Annotated in this window: 13 protein-coding genes; 6 read left to right on the top strand and 7 right to left on the bottom strand. The window is 41.7% G+C overall.

Annotated features, from left to right (window positions below; all coding sequences use genetic code 11):
• Window positions 1-9: 9 nt before the first annotated feature.
• Together ACWIUJ_RS01360 and glnA are read right to left on the bottom strand one after the other, a co-directional pair.
• Window positions 10-168 carry a hypothetical protein gene (locus ACWIUJ_RS01360; protein ID WP_454168466.1) on the bottom strand — a complete coding sequence of 53 codons (159 nt, stop codon included), beginning with the start codon at window positions 166-168 and terminating at the stop codon, window positions 10-12.
• A 75-nt stretch (window positions 169-243) separates the two neighbouring features.
• Window positions 244-1677 (bottom strand): type I glutamate--ammonia ligase, encoded by a 1434-nt coding sequence (glnA, locus tag ACWIUJ_RS01355; RefSeq protein WP_454168464.1) that lies wholly within the window; start codon window positions 1675-1677, stop codon window positions 244-246.
• Window positions 1678-1873: 196 nt separating this feature from the next.
• Here glnA and lepA point away from each other — a divergent pair, with 196 nt between their 5' ends.
• Window positions 1874-3667, top strand: a complete 1794-nt coding sequence (gene lepA, locus ACWIUJ_RS01350) for a translation elongation factor 4 (protein WP_454168463.1) — start codon at window positions 1874-1876, stop codon at window positions 3665-3667.
• Here the strand turns inward: lepA and dapE are convergent.
• From dapE to ispG, 3 genes are read right to left on the bottom strand one after another with little or no spacing between them, the layout of a single operon-like run.
• The gene (gene dapE, locus ACWIUJ_RS01345; protein WP_454168461.1) at window positions 3644-4816 is read right to left on the bottom strand and encodes a succinyl-diaminopimelate desuccinylase; all 1173 of its coding nucleotides are present in this window, start codon (window positions 4814-4816) and stop codon (window positions 3644-3646) included. The two genes, lepA and dapE, sit on opposite strands and share 24 nt — an antisense overlap.
• Before the next feature lie 13 nt (window positions 4817-4829).
• Window positions 4830-6014, bottom strand: coding sequence for a ferritin-like domain-containing protein (locus ACWIUJ_RS01340; protein WP_454168459.1), 1185 nt, complete (start codon window positions 6012-6014; stop codon window positions 4830-4832).
• A 32-nt stretch (window positions 6015-6046) separates the two neighbouring features.
• Window positions 6047-7117 carry a flavodoxin-dependent (E)-4-hydroxy-3-methylbut-2-enyl-diphosphate synthase gene (gene ispG, locus ACWIUJ_RS01335; protein ID WP_454168457.1) on the bottom strand — a complete coding sequence of 357 codons (1071 nt, stop codon included), beginning with the start codon at window positions 7115-7117 and terminating at the stop codon, window positions 6047-6049.
• Window positions 7118-7251: 134 nt separating this feature from the next.
• Between ispG and hypA the strand changes: the two genes are divergently transcribed.
• The 5 genes from hypA to ACWIUJ_RS01310 all read left to right on the top strand — a co-directional run bounded on the left by hypA (window position 7252) and on the right by ACWIUJ_RS01310 (window position 12751).
• Window positions 7252-7614: a hydrogenase/urease nickel incorporation protein HypA gene (gene hypA / locus ACWIUJ_RS01330; RefSeq protein ID WP_454152054.1), complete on the top strand. Its 363-nt coding sequence runs from the start codon at window positions 7252-7254 to the stop codon at window positions 7612-7614.
• Window positions 7611-8153, top strand: a complete 543-nt coding sequence (locus ACWIUJ_RS01325) for a hypothetical protein (protein WP_454168455.1) — start codon at window positions 7611-7613, stop codon at window positions 8151-8153. The genes hypA and ACWIUJ_RS01325 overlap by 4 nt, the downstream gene beginning before the upstream one ends.
• Entirely contained in the window at window positions 8153-9292 is a 1140-nt protein-coding gene (gene lpxB, locus ACWIUJ_RS01320) for a lipid-A-disaccharide synthase (protein WP_454168453.1), read from the top strand. The genes ACWIUJ_RS01325 and lpxB overlap by 1 nt, the downstream gene beginning before the upstream one ends.
• A gap of 139 nt (window positions 9293-9431) precedes the next feature.
• Window positions 9432-11861, top strand: a complete 2430-nt coding sequence (ppsA, locus tag ACWIUJ_RS01315; protein WP_454168451.1) for a pyruvate, water dikinase — start codon at window positions 9432-9434, stop codon at window positions 11859-11861.
• 104 nt (window positions 11862-11965) lie between these two features.
• Window positions 11966-12751: a TerB family tellurite resistance protein gene (locus ACWIUJ_RS01310; RefSeq protein ID WP_454152050.1), complete on the top strand. Its 786-nt coding sequence runs from the start codon at window positions 11966-11968 to the stop codon at window positions 12749-12751.
• Here ACWIUJ_RS01310 and tilS read toward each other — a convergent pair.
• The gene (gene tilS / locus ACWIUJ_RS01305; protein ID WP_454168449.1) at window positions 12748-13815 is read right to left on the bottom strand and encodes a tRNA lysidine(34) synthetase TilS; all 1068 of its coding nucleotides are present in this window, start codon (window positions 13813-13815) and stop codon (window positions 12748-12750) included. The genes ACWIUJ_RS01310 and tilS overlap by 4 nt on opposite strands.
• Window positions 13812-14654, bottom strand: a complete 843-nt coding sequence (locus ACWIUJ_RS01300; RefSeq protein WP_454168447.1) for a TIGR02757 family protein — start codon at window positions 14652-14654, stop codon at window positions 13812-13814. Before ACWIUJ_RS01300 ends, tilS begins: the two co-directional genes overlap by 4 nt.
• Between the last annotated feature and the right edge of the window lies 1 nt (window position 14655).

Genomic DNA, 14655 nt, shown 5'->3' with positions numbered 1-14655 from the left:
ATTTTTGTTTTAAATTCTGTGTTTGGTTTTGTCATATTTAAGCGTTAGCGAAATATCTCTATGTTGGTTTGTAGATTTTAGAGATATTTTGGGCTTCGCCATCAATATGACAGGGTTTTGGATTGCCACGCGGATTTTGACAAATCCGCTCGCAATGAGGGCAAACATTCCCCCTCCATTGCGTAGGGCTTATGCAACGAACTATGGAAAATCCCTCAAATCACCACTTTAAGCCCCCACAACCTAGCAACTATAAGTCGTGATAAACTCAAATGGGTGTGGGCGCCCCTCCCACGGCCACACTTCGCTTTCAAATTTATATTGCTTGTAAGTTTGGATAAATTCCTCGCTAAAGACTTTGCCCTGCTTTAGGTAGTCTTTGTCTTGGAGCATTTCCTCGATAGCGTGGCGGAGCGTGTGTGGGAGCTGTTTGATACCTTTTTCGCGGATTTCATCAAGCGTGAGGGTAAAGAGATTGACTTCCATAGGCTTGCCCGGGTCGATTTTGTGCTCGATTCCATCTAGCCCTGCCATAAGCAATGCGCTAAATGCTAGGTAAGGATTGCTCGAGCTATCGGGGAATCGAAACTCCATTCGCTTGGCTTTTTCGCCACTATTATAAGGAATGCGTATGCTAGCAGAGCGATTTTGCGCAGAATAAGTGAGAATGCTAGGGGCTTCAAATCCGGGAATTAGCCGTTTATAAGAGTTTGTGCTAGCGTTAGTAAAGGCTGCTAGCGGGCGGGCGTGCTTTAGCACTCCACCTAAAAAATGCAATGCCATATCGCTAAGCCCCTGATATGCGTTGCCTGCAAAAAGATTTTTGCCACCTTTCCAAATGCTTATATGCGTGTGCATTCCGCTTCCATTGTCGTTATACAGGGGCTTTGGCATAAATGTCGCAGTCTTGCCATTTAGGTGTGCTACCATTTTTACGACATATTTAAATTTTTGCACATTATCCGCAGCTTCGACTAGCGTGCCAAACTTCACGCCGATTTCGCCCTGCCCTTGTGCGACTTCGTGGTGGAGGACAAAGGTTTCTAATCCCACTTGGTTTAGCACTTTTACCATTTCAGCGCGCAAATCCATCATACTATCCACAGGAGGCACGGGGAAATAGCCTCCTTTTATGCCCGGGCGATGTCCGATATTTACGCCATCAAACTCTTTGTCGCGATTCCAATCGCCCTCTTCGGTGTCGATTTCGTAGTATTGGCAATTCACCGCGCTTTTGATTTTGATAGAATCAAAGACAAAAAATTCATTTTCAGGTCCAAAATACGCCACATCGCCGATACCGCTAGATTTTAGGTATTCGCTTGCGCGTTTAGCGATAGAGCGGGGGCATTTCTCATAAGGCTCGTTTTTGTAAATATCCCAAATATCACAAAACACCACCACGGTGGTATCTGCGGTAAATGGGTCGATGAAATATCGCACAGGGTCTGGGATAAGAATCATATCGGATTTGTTGATAGGTTGCCACCCCTCAATCGAACTCGCATCAAATGGGATACCCTCAAAACTATCCTCGCTCACGGCATTTGCGGAAAATCCAAGATGATGCCACACGCCTTTGATGTCTGTAAATCGAAAGTCGATAAACTCTACTGCGTTTTCTTCACAGAATCTAAAAAACTCCGCCACTACTTTTTTATCTATTTGTGTTTTCATTTTTTCTCCTTATAGAAATAGTTTGGCTAACTTATCTCACACGCGTGGCATTATATAACAAAATTGTTATAATACAAAAACCAAGAGATAAACGCAAAGCAAAATGTGTATTTTAAAATTTGCTTTTCTTAGGTTTGCTTTGCTACAATTTTGCTTAGATTTCATAATAATTTGACACAAAACTAAAAGGCACAAAATGCAAAATCTTATCCGCAATTTCTCTATCATCGCCCATATCGACCACGGCAAATCCACGCTAGCGGACAGAATCCTCCAAGTATGTGGCGCGGTGAGTGAGCGCGAAATGCACGCCCAAATGATGGATACTATGGATATAGAGCAAGAGCGCGGTATCACCATAAAAGCCCAAAGCGTGCGACTAAACTACGCCTACAAGGGTAAGACTTACACACTCAATCTCATCGATACCCCCGGACATGTGGATTTTAGCTATGAAGTTTCACGCTCGCTTAGCTCTTGTGAGGGGGCGTTGCTTGTCGTTGATGCTACACAGGGCGTAGAGGCGCAGACTATCGCAAATGTCTATGTCGCGCTGGATAATAATTTGGAGATTCTCCCTGTAATCAACAAAATCGACTTGCCCGCTGCTGACGCGCTCAAAGTCAGCATAGAGATTGAAGAGAGCATAGGGCTAGATTGCACCAACGCCCTGCAAGTGAGTGCCAAAAGCGGAGTGGGAATCCAAACCCTAATCGAAGCAATAATAGAGAAAATCCCCGCCCCAAGCGGGAATCCAAATGCACCCACAAAGGCGTTAATCTATGATTCGTGGTTTGATAATTATTTAGGCGCGCTAGCACTTGTGCGACTAAAAGATGGGAATCTCACGCAAGGAAGCGAAGTTCTCATAATGAGCACGGGCAAAAAATACGAGGTGCTTAGCCTTTATTATCCCCACCCCGTGCAAAAAATCGCTACCAAACAAATCTCTTGTGGCGAAATCGGTATCGTGTGTCTTGGACTAAAATCGCTCAATGACTTGCGCGTGGGCGATACGATTACAGATTCTAGTAACCCCACAGCTAAGGCTGTTGAGGGATTTATGCCTGCGAAACCATTTGTGTTTGCGGGGCTTTACCCGATTGAAACGGATAAATTTGAGGAGCTACGAGACGCGCTTAATAAACTTGCCCTCAATGATTCCGCGCTTAGCTATGAGCCTGAAACTTCGGTAGCGTTGGGATTTGGATTCCGAGTGGGGTTTTTAGGACTGCTGCATATGGAGGTGGTAAAGGAGCGATTGGAGCGAGAGTTTGGGCTAAGTCTCATCGCCACTGCACCTACAGTGGTGTATGAGGTGCATTGCACGGACGGGAGTGTGCTAAGCGTGCAAAATCCTAGCGAACTGCCCGAAGTGCAAAAAATCGCATTTATCAAAGAGCCTTTTGTGCGGGCAAATATCATAACCCCCAGCGAGTTTGTCGGCAATATCATAACGCTTCTCTCAAACCGCCGTGGCGTGCAAGAAAAAATGGACTATATCACGCAAAATCGCGTCCTACTGCAATACGCCCTGCCGAGCAATGAAATCGTAATGGATTTTTATGACAAGCTAAAATCTTGCACGAAGGGCTATGCGAGCTTTGATTATGAGCCCATAGAATCTAGAGAAGGGGATTTGGTGCGGCTTGATATACGCGTGGCAAACGAAATAGTCGATGCACTCTCAATCATTGTCGATAGGAGCAAGGCACAAGAAAAAGGGCGCGCACTAGTCGAAGCGATGAAAGGGCTAATCCCGCGACAACTCTTTGAAGTGGCGATTCAAGCGAGCATTGGGAGCAAAATCATCGCACGCGAGACGGTAAAATCTATGGGCAAAAATGTAACGGCAAAGTGCTACGGAGGCGATATAACCCGCAAGCGCAAACTGCTAGAAAAGCAAAAAGAGGGCAAAAAGCGAATGAAAGCAATCGGCAAGGTGGATTTGCCTCAAGAGGCGTTCCTAGCGGTGCTTAAAATTGATTAGGAATCGTGCAAAAATGCTTTGTAACTGCCTAATTTGCTCTATTGGCACACATTCATCAATAGCGTGGATTCTATCATTAGTAACGCCAATTTCTACCACAGGTATCCCGCGTGCGCCAAAGAATCTCGCATCGCTCGTCCCACCACTCGTGCTTAACGCTGGCGTTATGCCACACACAGCTTGAATACTCTCTTGCATTAAGGCTACTAACGCATTATCGCGTTGTGTAATAAATCCTTGAGAGGTTTGCTTGATTGAAAGCTCAAAATCAAGCCCATCTAGCACTTTTTTAATATAAGATTCTATGTGCTCGACTTTTGTGGCTGGAGAATTACGCACATTAAACATTATAGTGAGTTTATCAGGCGTTACATTCACTACTTCCATACCGCCACGAATGTCCGTTATCACAAGTTTTGAAGGCTCAAAACTCTCATCGCCATTATCCAAATCCACCCCTGCCAAATCTCCCAAACGCGCACCAAGAAGCTCTGTGGGGTTAATGCAATGTTGCGGATATGCCGCGTGTCCTTGTTTGCCAAAAATGGTGATTTTCCCATTTACGCTTCCACGCCGTCCAATCTTTATGGTATCGCCACAAACTTTCTCGCAAGTTGGTTCAGCTACGATTGCCATTGTGGGCAAAAGATTAAGATTCTCCAAATGCTTTAGCATATAGCGAGTGCCAAACTCTCCATCGCCCTCCTCATCACTTGTAAGCAAGATAGAAATCTTACAAGATTCTATAATTTTTGGATTCTCTTCTACAAAGGCTTTGAGTGCGCACACAAATGCACTTACGCCACTTTTCATATCTTGGCTTCCGCGTCCAAAAATACGCCCATTTTTCACTTCACCGCCAAAAGGATTCTCACTCCAGCCTTCCCCAGCAGGCACGACATCAATGTGTCCAGCAAAACAAATATGAGGCTTGCCCACAGAACTAGAATCGTTAGTTTGAGAATCCTTGGTATGCAAAAATAAATTTTTTGTGCCATTTCTTTCCTGCGTGATACATTCAAATGGCAGATGAGAAAAGGCGTGCATAATTACTTCATAAATCCCGCATTCATTTGGCGTAACACTTGGATAAGTAATAAGTGTGCGCGTAAGCTCCACGCAATCAAGTGTTTTAGAATCGCTACTCATTGCTTCATCACCCCTACATAAAATTTGGCGTATGTGCCCTACTCATTTCATTGGCGAGTTCTTCATCAATGCCACAGGCGACAAGTCGTTGCGTGCGATTTGTCTGCATTTTTTTCTTAAGCTCATCTACGAGCTCAAGTCCCATTTTATACGCCTTTGCGCTATCATCGCCACCCGCATAAATAGCTAAAGATTCTATAAGGAGGGTGGATTCTGTGCTGAGCTCATCAAGATAATCTTTGCGTGAAAACACTGCATTTTTTAACAAAGTAATTTTTTGTGGATTTGCCTTTAGAGCGGTTTTTATATGCGCCATACCATAGGCTACATGACGAGATTCATCAATGCGAGCGAGGTTAAAAATCCTCTTTGTTGGCGCATCTTTAGCATATTTTTCTAAAAAAGCAAGCAAATCAATAAATGTCCCCTCGCCCATTATATGAAGCAAAAAGCTTGATTTGACATAATCTTTTTCCCTAAAAAGCGTGTAAAGGCTTTGTTGTGTTGTTATGGTGGAATGTTGCAAACCAAGTCCTGTGGCTTTAGCGCGTTTGAAAAATACCTCAATATGGCGCGCCTCATCGCCTATGACACTAGAGAGAAAGAGCGGGACTTCAGTAAAAAACGGCGAAATGCGATTTAAGAAATAACTTGGAATATATAACGCAGAAAATTCATTTTCAATCAAATAAGTCATAATTTGAGCGAGTGCGCGCTCATACGCTGGGGAAAAATGCGCGATTTCACTCCACGCGATGTCATTTGTAGCATTCCATTGTGCGTTTTTGGCATCTTCATAGAGTTTTGTTACATTTTGCGTCCATACATTTTCCTTCGCGCCTAGCTCAAAATGATAATGGGGCACACCAATCTCACAAGCCACGCCTCTAGGAGCTAGCCCAATCTCTAATGGCGCAATGTCTTCTACGCTTGTAATGGGTGTAAGAAATTTATTGTGAGAAGTTTTTTGTAAATAATAGCTGTAAGTGTTTTTTAATGGCTTTTTAAAAAGAAACTTCTCGCCACTAAATTGCGCCCAAGAGCTAAGTTCAGATTCCAAATTATCAAAGTCGCTTAACACCTCAATTATATCTCCCTTATTTGCAAGCAAAAAAGCATTGTGTAATCGCAAAAAAAATGCCTTGCCAAGCGCAATATCTCCCAGCATTACACTTGCACTATGATTGAGAGATTCCAAACCACACCTCCTGCCAAACTTAGAAATATCTTTTAAGAATCTTGTTTGGCTCTTTGCTCAGCAAGATTAAACACTTCTTGCATAAAGATTTCTAAAATTTCATTTTCTTTATACTTGCCGACAAGCTCGCCCTCTTTGATAATAAGCCCCTCTTTATTGCCAAAAGCAATGGCAATATCTGCGTGTTTGGCTTCACCAAGCGCATTCACAACACAGCCCATAACGCTAATTTGTAGGGGTGTTTTAATATGGGCGATTTTCTTTTCTACCTCTCTTACTGCGCTCACCAAATCCACTTCTATCCTCCCACAAGTAGGGCAAGATACAAGTGTAATGCCCTCTTTTTGCCGTCCGCTGTATTTAAGAATCATACGCGCTAAATTGACTTCTTCTTCTAACTCACCTGTGATAGAGCAACGCATTGTATCGCCAATGCCCTCCATTAAAAGCCCGCCTAATGCCATAGCAGACTTCACGCTTGAGTGTGCAAGTGTGCCCGCTTCTGTAACGCCCAAATGAAATGGATACTCAACCAAAGGGCGCAATCCACGATATGCTTGCATTGTGCTTACCACATCACTATTTTTAAGAGATATTTTAATGTTGTGAAACCCAAAATCCTCCAAAAGCCCAATGTTATACCGCGCAGATTCTATCATTCCTTGCGGTGTCGCGCCATATTTGCGCTCAAATTGCTTCTCCAAACTCCCACCATTTACCCCGATACGAATGGGAATCTTGCGCGCATTGCACGCATCAGCGACTGCCTTTATCTTCTCCTTACTGCCAATATTGCCCGGATTTATGCGAATGCAATCCACAGATTCTGCAGCAATAAGGGCAAATCTATATCGAAAATGAATATCCGCAACGATTGGCAGAGGCGAAACTGCTTTCAGTGTCTTAAGTGCTTTGGCGTCCTCTTCGCTGCTTACCGCCACACGCACGATATTAGCACCCGCAAGAGCAAGTCTATCGATTTGAGCTTTTGTCGCCTCAATATCGCAAGTCTTACTAAAAGTCATACTTTGGATTGATATGGGCGCATCACCGCCAATGGCGACATTACCCACGAAAATTTGTTTGGTTTTTACGCGTTGCATTGTCTTTCTCACTCCTTGAAAGCAAAAGTGTTGTAATAAAATCAAATTGTAGCTTAAAAAAGGCTTGATAAGACTAAAAATTTTTTAAGATTTTGTATAATGCAAGGATATGCAATCTTGGCTAAAGGATAGCAATGCACGAGTATTCTATTGTAAGTGCGCTTTTGGAGCAATCTTGCGAAGTAGCAAGGACAAATAAAGCCCACAATATAGCGAGGATTGTCATTAGTGTAGGGAAGCATAGCGGAGTGGATAGCGAGCTTTTGGCAAATACTTTTGAGGTGTTTAGAAATGATTACGCTTTGTGTCAAAACGCCACTTTAGAGATTAAAAAGCAAGATATTGTGATTCTTTGTAAGGATTGCAAGCAAGAAAGCACACCAAGACAAATGCCCTACTCAAAGTGTCAAAAATGCGGAAGCAATGCCGTAGAAATCATACAGGGAAAGGATTTGCTCTTACTTAGTTTAGAGTTAGAAACAAAGGAAAACGCGTGAAAAAAGACATAGATTCTCAAATCTTTAACCAATTCTTACACCAAGACATTGAAACAATGAGCCTATGGGAAGTGATGAATATTTTTGAAAAGCAACGCACGGAGTTTAGAATTGAAATAGCAAATTATCAAGATGAAATCAAACAAACAAAAGAGGAGCTAAAACAACTACGCGAGCAAATCAGCGTCCTCAAAAAACAAAAAGCACACTTAGAATCCATCATCGATGAAAAGCAACAAAGCCTCCCAGACAAGACTCCAGACCCAAAATATCGTGTAGATAAACTTCTAAAACTAGAACTCCAAAACAAACGATTGCAAATTGAAGTGCGCGATTTAGCTCAAGAGCTCGAATTAGAGCAACGCGACAAGCAAAATTACCAACACAAGCAAAATCGACAAGATAAAAAAGCACAGCAAATCCTCCAATCGCTCGATGACCTTGAGATTTTAAACAATCTCTCGCAAAGCAACAAAAACACAGAATCTAGCGTGGATTCTTGCGTATTAGAAAATTCTACCAACACAAAGGAAAGCTAATGCGTATTTTTATCAGTGCTTTAGAACCAAGTGCCAATATCCACCTGCGCGAACTTGGCAAGCATTTAAACGAGTTAGCACGCACAAATAAAGAAAAAGTCGAGTTGCTCGGGATTTTTGATTGCAGTGTGTTTGAGAATCTCCAATACATAGATGTAAAATCAAGCTACGAATTAAGCGCATTTGCAACTATGGGCTTTGTTGATGTGCTTAAGCGAATCTTTTTCTACAAGCGCGTGAATGATGAAATGGTGCAACTCGCCAACACCTGTGATAAAGCACTGCTTATTGATAGCTCGAGCTTTCATATCCCACTAGCAAAAGGACTAAAAAAACTTCGCAAAAATAACAAAAAACCTGAAATAATGTATTACATTCTCCCTCAAGTGTGGGCTTGGAAACCTTGGAGGGCAAAGACTATTGAGAAGTTTTGTGATAGAATCTGCGCTACTCTCCCATTTGAGCTCTCACTCTATCCTAATGCGCTCAAAGAAAATCGTGCAGAATTTGTCGGGCATCCATTGCTTGATTCCCTTCCATTAAAGTCCATAAAAGCGCGTGGCGAGAATATCGTATTTATGCCCGGCAGTCGCAAAAGCGAAATAAAGCGTATTTTTCCGCTCTTTATAGAACTCTCACAAAAACTCAATGATAGTCCAAAAGTGCTGGTGCTCCCAATTCATTTTGCCAAACTGAGCAAACAAGAACTGTATAAAATTTATGGACAAGAAATTGAAAATTTTAGCGTAAGCTTTGATGCGGTGTTTCATTTGCAATCGTGTAAGTTTGCTTTCATCTGCTCTGGCACAGCAACACTACAAGCTGCGCTATTGGGTGCGCCATTTTGCCTTGCTTACACAATGCGCAAGGTTGAATTTTATATCGTTAGAGCATTTGTGCATTTAAATGTCGTAGGATTGGCAAACATTTTATACCAAGCGGCTTTGGGACAACCCGTTGGCAAAGGCGAAGCAAGACTGCATAATGAGTATATCCAAGATGATTTAAGTGTGCAAAACCTCCTAAAAGGTTATGAAAATTTTAACTATGAAACATATACAAAAGAATCAAAAAAACTAAGAGAGTATTTGATTCAAGGCAGTTCAGAGCGGATTGCGCAGATTCTTATGCAATCTTAATAAAGAATCAAGGATAAAACAATGGTGTTTCAAAAAAAATAACGATATTACAAAAAATGATACAATTTATAGAATCTTAAATATTGGTTGATTAGAATATTTTAAGATTCATTAAATAAAAAACCAACAAGGAGAAAGTGTGAAGTATATTAAGTTTTTCAAGGAACTAAACAACAAAGATGTGCCTATCGTAGGTGGTAAAAATGCTAGTATTGGCGAGATGTTTCAAGAATTAGCAAGCGAAGGAATAAAAGTGCCAAATGGCTTTGCTATCACAAGTGAGGCGTATTGGTATCTGTTGGATTCTGGTGGAATCCGCCAAAAAATCATCGACTTGCTTAAGGGTGTAGATGTAACCGAAATCGATGTGCTTAAAACGCGCTCTAAAAAAATCCGCGAGCTTATCTTTGGCACGCCATTCCCTGAAGACTTACGCGAAGAGATTTTCACTGCATATAAAAAACTTAGCGATGAGTATAATATGCGTGAAGCAGATGTCGCCGTGCGAAGCAGTGCCACAGCAGAAGATTTGCCCGATGCGAGCTTCGCTGGGCAACAAGACACTTATCTCAGCATTAAGGGCAAGGCAGAGCTTATCCACTACATTAAGTCGTGCTTTGCTTCATTATTTACTGATAGGGCTGTGAGCTATCGTGCGTCAAGAGGATTTGACCATTTTAAAGTCGCTCTTTCTGTGGGTGTGCAAAAAATGGTGCGTGCAGATAAGGCTTCCGCTGGGGTGATGTTTAGCATTGATACAGAGACGGGCTTTAAAGATGCTGTGTTTATTACCTCATCTTGGGGGCTTGGTGAAAATGTCGTAGGGGGGACGGTCAATCCTGATGAGTTTTATGTATTTAAACCAACACTAAAAGATGGCAAACGACCTATTATCAAACGACAACTAGGGCATAAACACCAAAAAATGGTCTATGCTCCACGAGGAAGCGAACACCCAACAAAAAATATCAAAACAACACAAAAGGAACTTCGCACTTTTTCCATAACCGATGAGGATATTTTAACCCTTGCGCGTTATGCGGTAAAGATTGAGGAGCACTATACTAAAGAAGCGGGTGAATATCGCCCTATGGATATGGAGTGGGCAAAAGATGGCGATAGTGGCGAGATTTTTATCGTTCAAGCGCGACCTGAGACTGTGCAAAGCCAAAAGCTTAAAAATCAAGGTGGCAATCGCTTAGAGAAATTCAAATTTGTCAATCCAAATGAAAATAAAGAAGTTCTTTTGACAGGACGCGCCATTGGTGGCAAGATTGGATTTGGAAAAGTGCGTATTATCAATGACTTAGAGCATATGAATACCTTTAAAGAGGGGGAGATTCTCGTAACGGATAATACTGACCCTGATTGGGAGCCAGCGATGAAAAAAGCAGCTGCGGTGATTACTAATCGTGGCGGGCGCACTTGCCACGCAGCGATTGTAGCGCGTGAAATTGGCGTGCCTGCTATCGTAGGTGCAGCAGGAGCGACTGATAGACTTTACACAGGAATGGAAGTTACAGTCTCTTGCGCAGAGGGTGAAGAGGGCTATGTGTATGCTGGGGAGTATAAATACGAAATCGAAGTCGTTGAGTTAGATAATCTTGGCAAAACAAAGACAAAAATTTATATGAATGTTGGGAATCCAGAAAAAGCCTTTAGTTTCGCTCATTTACCAAATTCAGGAGTTGGCTTGGCACGAATGGAACTTATTGTTTTAAATCAAATTAAAGCACACCCCCTTGCGCTACTTGATATTCAAAATGGTAAAGGCAAAGAAATCAAAGAAAAAACAGCGATTGAAAAACTTATGACAGGCTATGAAAGCCCCAAAGACTTCTTTGTCAAAAAAATCGCTGAGGGCATTGGTATGATTTGCTCAGCCTTTTACCCAAATCCTGTCATCGTGCGCACTAGCGACTTTAAATCAAATGAATATCGAGGAATGATAGCAGGGAGTTATTACGAACCGCAAGAAGAAAATCCAATGCTAGGATACCGCGGGGCGAGTAGATATTACTCTGATTTATATCGCAATGCGTTTGAATGGGAATGTGAGGCATTAGCAATGGTGCGCGATGAAATGGGATTGGGCAATATGAAAGTAATGATTCCGTTTTTACGCACTCCCGAAGAGGGCAAAAAGGTGCTTGAGATTATGCGGCGCAATGGATTAGAATCTGGGCGTAATGGATTAGAAGTTTATGTAATGTGCGAATTGCCTGTGAATGTGATTTTAGCCGATGAATTTTTACAGCTCTTTGATGGATTCTCCATTGGCTCAAACGACCTCACACAGATGACTTTAGGCGTAGATAGAGATGGACAGCTAGTAAGCCATATCTTTGATGAGCGCAATCCAGCAATGTTTGTGATGTTTAAAAAAGCCATAGAAGCGTGCAAAAAGCACAATAAATATTGTGGAATCTGCGGGCAAGCACCAAGTGATTACCCAGAAGTAACGGAATTCCTTGTAAAAGAGGGTATTAGCTCGATTTCACTGAATCCAGATTCTGTGGTGAAAACTTGGCAGTTTGTCGCCGAGCTAGAAAAAAAGCTCAATAGATAACTTGCAATTTTAAAGTATTGGCGAAAAATCCACTTTTTGCGTGAAATTTCATACAAAGTGGATTTGGTTTTGCTAAAATACTTTATATTTTTAGGGGGAAGTGTATGGAATTTATTTTATTACTCATTGGTGCTGGTGTCGCGTATTTTTTGTATATTACCCTACAAGATTATCTTAAAAATCCGCTCCACCCGCAAGAATTCACAAAGGCACCAAGTCCTAGCCCAATGCCAAGAGTGAGCTTTGTCGATGATGAAAAAAATCGTGCGTATAATAAAGCCAAAGAAAGCGAATATGGAATCTTAAGTGCGATTTTAGGTGTATTTTGCCGTGCCGATGGAAACGCTTGCGAAGCACAATGCGTGCTCGTGGAAGATATGATTGATGAAATGGCAAAAGATTCTAGCAAAATAAGCAAAGAAAATTTATTGGAAATCTACAATGACGCAAACCCGAGAGATTTAGAACAGCTTTGTATGGACTTTAACGAAAAAACAAAGGGCGAGTATAAAAAGCGATTAAAGGTTGTAGAGTTTTTATTTGTGCTGGCGTATGCGGATAATGAATTTTGCGATGCTGAAAGAGAGATGATTATTGACATTGCTGCGTATTTTGAAATCGACAATGACGACTTTAATAAAATTTATGACGGATTTGAGTCATTATACACTGGTGGCGAGCAATTAAGCAAACAAGAAGCCCTAGAGGTTTTAGGCTTACAAGAGGGCTTTAGCGATGAAGAGTTAGAATCTGCGTATGCGGAAGTTTTGAAAAAGACAAAGGGCACGGTGCTCGATAACAAAAATATCTCAAAAACAATACTTGAAACAAATGCTCCACTTTTGCAAAAAATAGAAAAAGCCTACCAAACGCTAAGAGCAACTAATTAACGAGCGAGATTCTGTATTTTTAAGAGCATTTGCTCTAATGCCTTGTCATAGATTTTTGCTTCAAATAATGCAGGGCGAATGTTTTTGGGAATTTTTTTCACGCGATATTGCTCTTTAATGTGTTTAGGCATACTTATCTTTTTTTTGCTTGCACGCTTTGTGATAAATATCCACTCTCTACTGCTCCCCACGATAAAGCATTCTCCTGTCTTACAAATCTCTATATGATAATCTAAGCGCACTAATTCCTTGCGTTGTTTTACACTCATCACATAACCCAAAGATTTAAGCGCACTATCAATGCTTTGGAGATTTATTTCCCTCACGCTATGTAATGGCGCGACAAAGAGCATTGGTGCGATGCGCATAGGCGCGATAAACAACTCACGCACTTGAGTGTTAAGAATCTCTAAGGTTTGCAAAATTCCACTTTTATGCCTTGCAAGGAGCTTGTTGGCAAACTCCAAGCGAATGTAGTTGCGTGTAAATTGCATATCTTCATTGCTCTCATCGGTAAAAAACTTAATATTGTGTGCGTGCAAATACGCCACAATTTCATCGCGAGAAATTTCGCACATTGGACGCACAATGTAAAAATCTTCACTCTCTTGCACGCCACGAAATCCACTCAATCCACAAATCCCACTCCCACGACACAACTGCATTAAAAGCCACTCTAACCTATCATTAAGCTGATGGGCTACAATGAGATTGCTATAATGGTGCTCTTTACAAAGAGAGTGAAAAAATTCATAGCGGATAGTGCGGGCATTATGCTCGAAGTTTGAGGAAATGTGCTTTGCATTATGGACAAAAACTCGCTTGCCATAAGTCTTTGCAAGTTCTTTGGCATACGCCACCTCATCGCTAGATTGTGCCCGCACAGCATAATTTACAATCGCTATATCAAAGGGGATTTGGTGCTCAAGCAGTGCGTGAAACAACGCACTAGAATCCACCCCACCAGAAAAGGCAAGGAGATTCTTTACGCGCGTATCGCTTGCGGGGGATTTCTTGCAATCTTCTTTTTTGGTGCGTAATATATCAAGGTAGCGTAGATTCACAATAATTCCTGTGTAGTCGCTCTATGTGTCTGTCCTAGCCGATAAAGCACAAAATCATACTTTATGGGGTCATCTTTACAAAGCGTTTGTAAGTATGCAGTGAGTTCTAACGCGGAGTGCAAATCCGCACTTTTGCGCGAAATGCACCCAATTTCTCGTCCAAGCCTAAAAGTGTGAGTATCAAGCGGGATAATGAGCTCTCGCGGGCTAATCTCATCATTCCAAATGCCAAAATCAATGTTATCCTTTCTCACTAGCCATCGCGCAAACATATTCCATCGTTTTAAAGGACTTTTTGTCTTAGCATTAAATGCGTGCGTTATAGAATCTGCGCTCAAATCTTGTGGCACACTCCCTAACGCAAAATCCACTCCATAGCTTATCTCACCCATATCGTGCGCATACACGCGCAAAGAATCAATACTATGATAAATAGCATTTAAGATTCTGTGTGGTGTGTATTGGCTTTGATGAAATCCCTGCATAAAAATCTTTTTAATCCCTCCCTCAGCAATCAAGCGTGCAAATAGCACAAAGAGCACTCTTATATCTTGCTCGCTTTGAAAGCGATAATACAAAGAAGTTGGTGCGCTAGATTCTACAAAAGTAAGAGAATCTAAGCGTGCAAAATCAATTCGCCCCAAAAATTTCACAATCTCTTTTGCGCTGCCATAGGAGAGCAACGCACAAAAAAGGGCAATTTCTGCAAAATGTTTATGCCCCTCATATTTTCGCACCACAAGCAATGGGTCTGGATTTTGTTCATTGATGTTATTCCTAATGTTATATGCCTCATAATGCTTGTCTAAAAAATCTTTTTGGCAAAGAAAATGCTTCATT

The sequence above is a fragment of the Helicobacter sp. 23-1046 genome (assembly GCF_053654635.1).
This window is presented reverse-complemented; position numbering and strand designations above follow the sequence as displayed.

What these genes read in the sequence shown, in the direction of transcription:
- ACWIUJ_RS01360 (WP_454168466.1), bottom strand. Translation starts at nt 168, where the DNA reads ATGTTTGCCCTCATTGCGAGCGGATTTGTCAAAATCCGCGTGGCAATC.
- glnA (WP_454168464.1), bottom strand. Translation starts at nt 1,677, where the DNA reads ATGAAAACACAAATAGATAAAAAAGTAGTGGCGGAGTTTTTTAGATTC.
- lepA (WP_454168463.1), top strand. Translation starts at nt 1,874, where the DNA reads ATGCAAAATCTTATCCGCAATTTCTCTATCATCGCCCATATCGACCAC.
- dapE (WP_454168461.1), bottom strand. Translation starts at nt 4,816, where the DNA reads ATGAGTAGCGATTCTAAAACACTTGATTGCGTGGAGCTTACGCGCACA.
- ispG (WP_454168457.1), bottom strand. Translation starts at nt 7,117, where the DNA reads ATGCAACGCGTAAAAACCAAACAAATTTTCGTGGGTAATGTCGCCATT.
- hypA (WP_454152054.1), top strand. Translation starts at nt 7,252, where the DNA reads ATGCACGAGTATTCTATTGTAAGTGCGCTTTTGGAGCAATCTTGCGAA.
- lpxB (WP_454168453.1), top strand. Translation starts at nt 8,153, where the DNA reads ATGCGTATTTTTATCAGTGCTTTAGAACCAAGTGCCAATATCCACCTG.
- ACWIUJ_RS01310 (WP_454152050.1), top strand. Translation starts at nt 11,966, where the DNA reads ATGGAATTTATTTTATTACTCATTGGTGCTGGTGTCGCGTATTTTTTG.
- ACWIUJ_RS01300 (WP_454168447.1), bottom strand. Translation starts at nt 14,654, where the DNA reads ATGAAGCATTTTCTTTGCCAAAAAGATTTTTTAGACAAGCATTATGAG.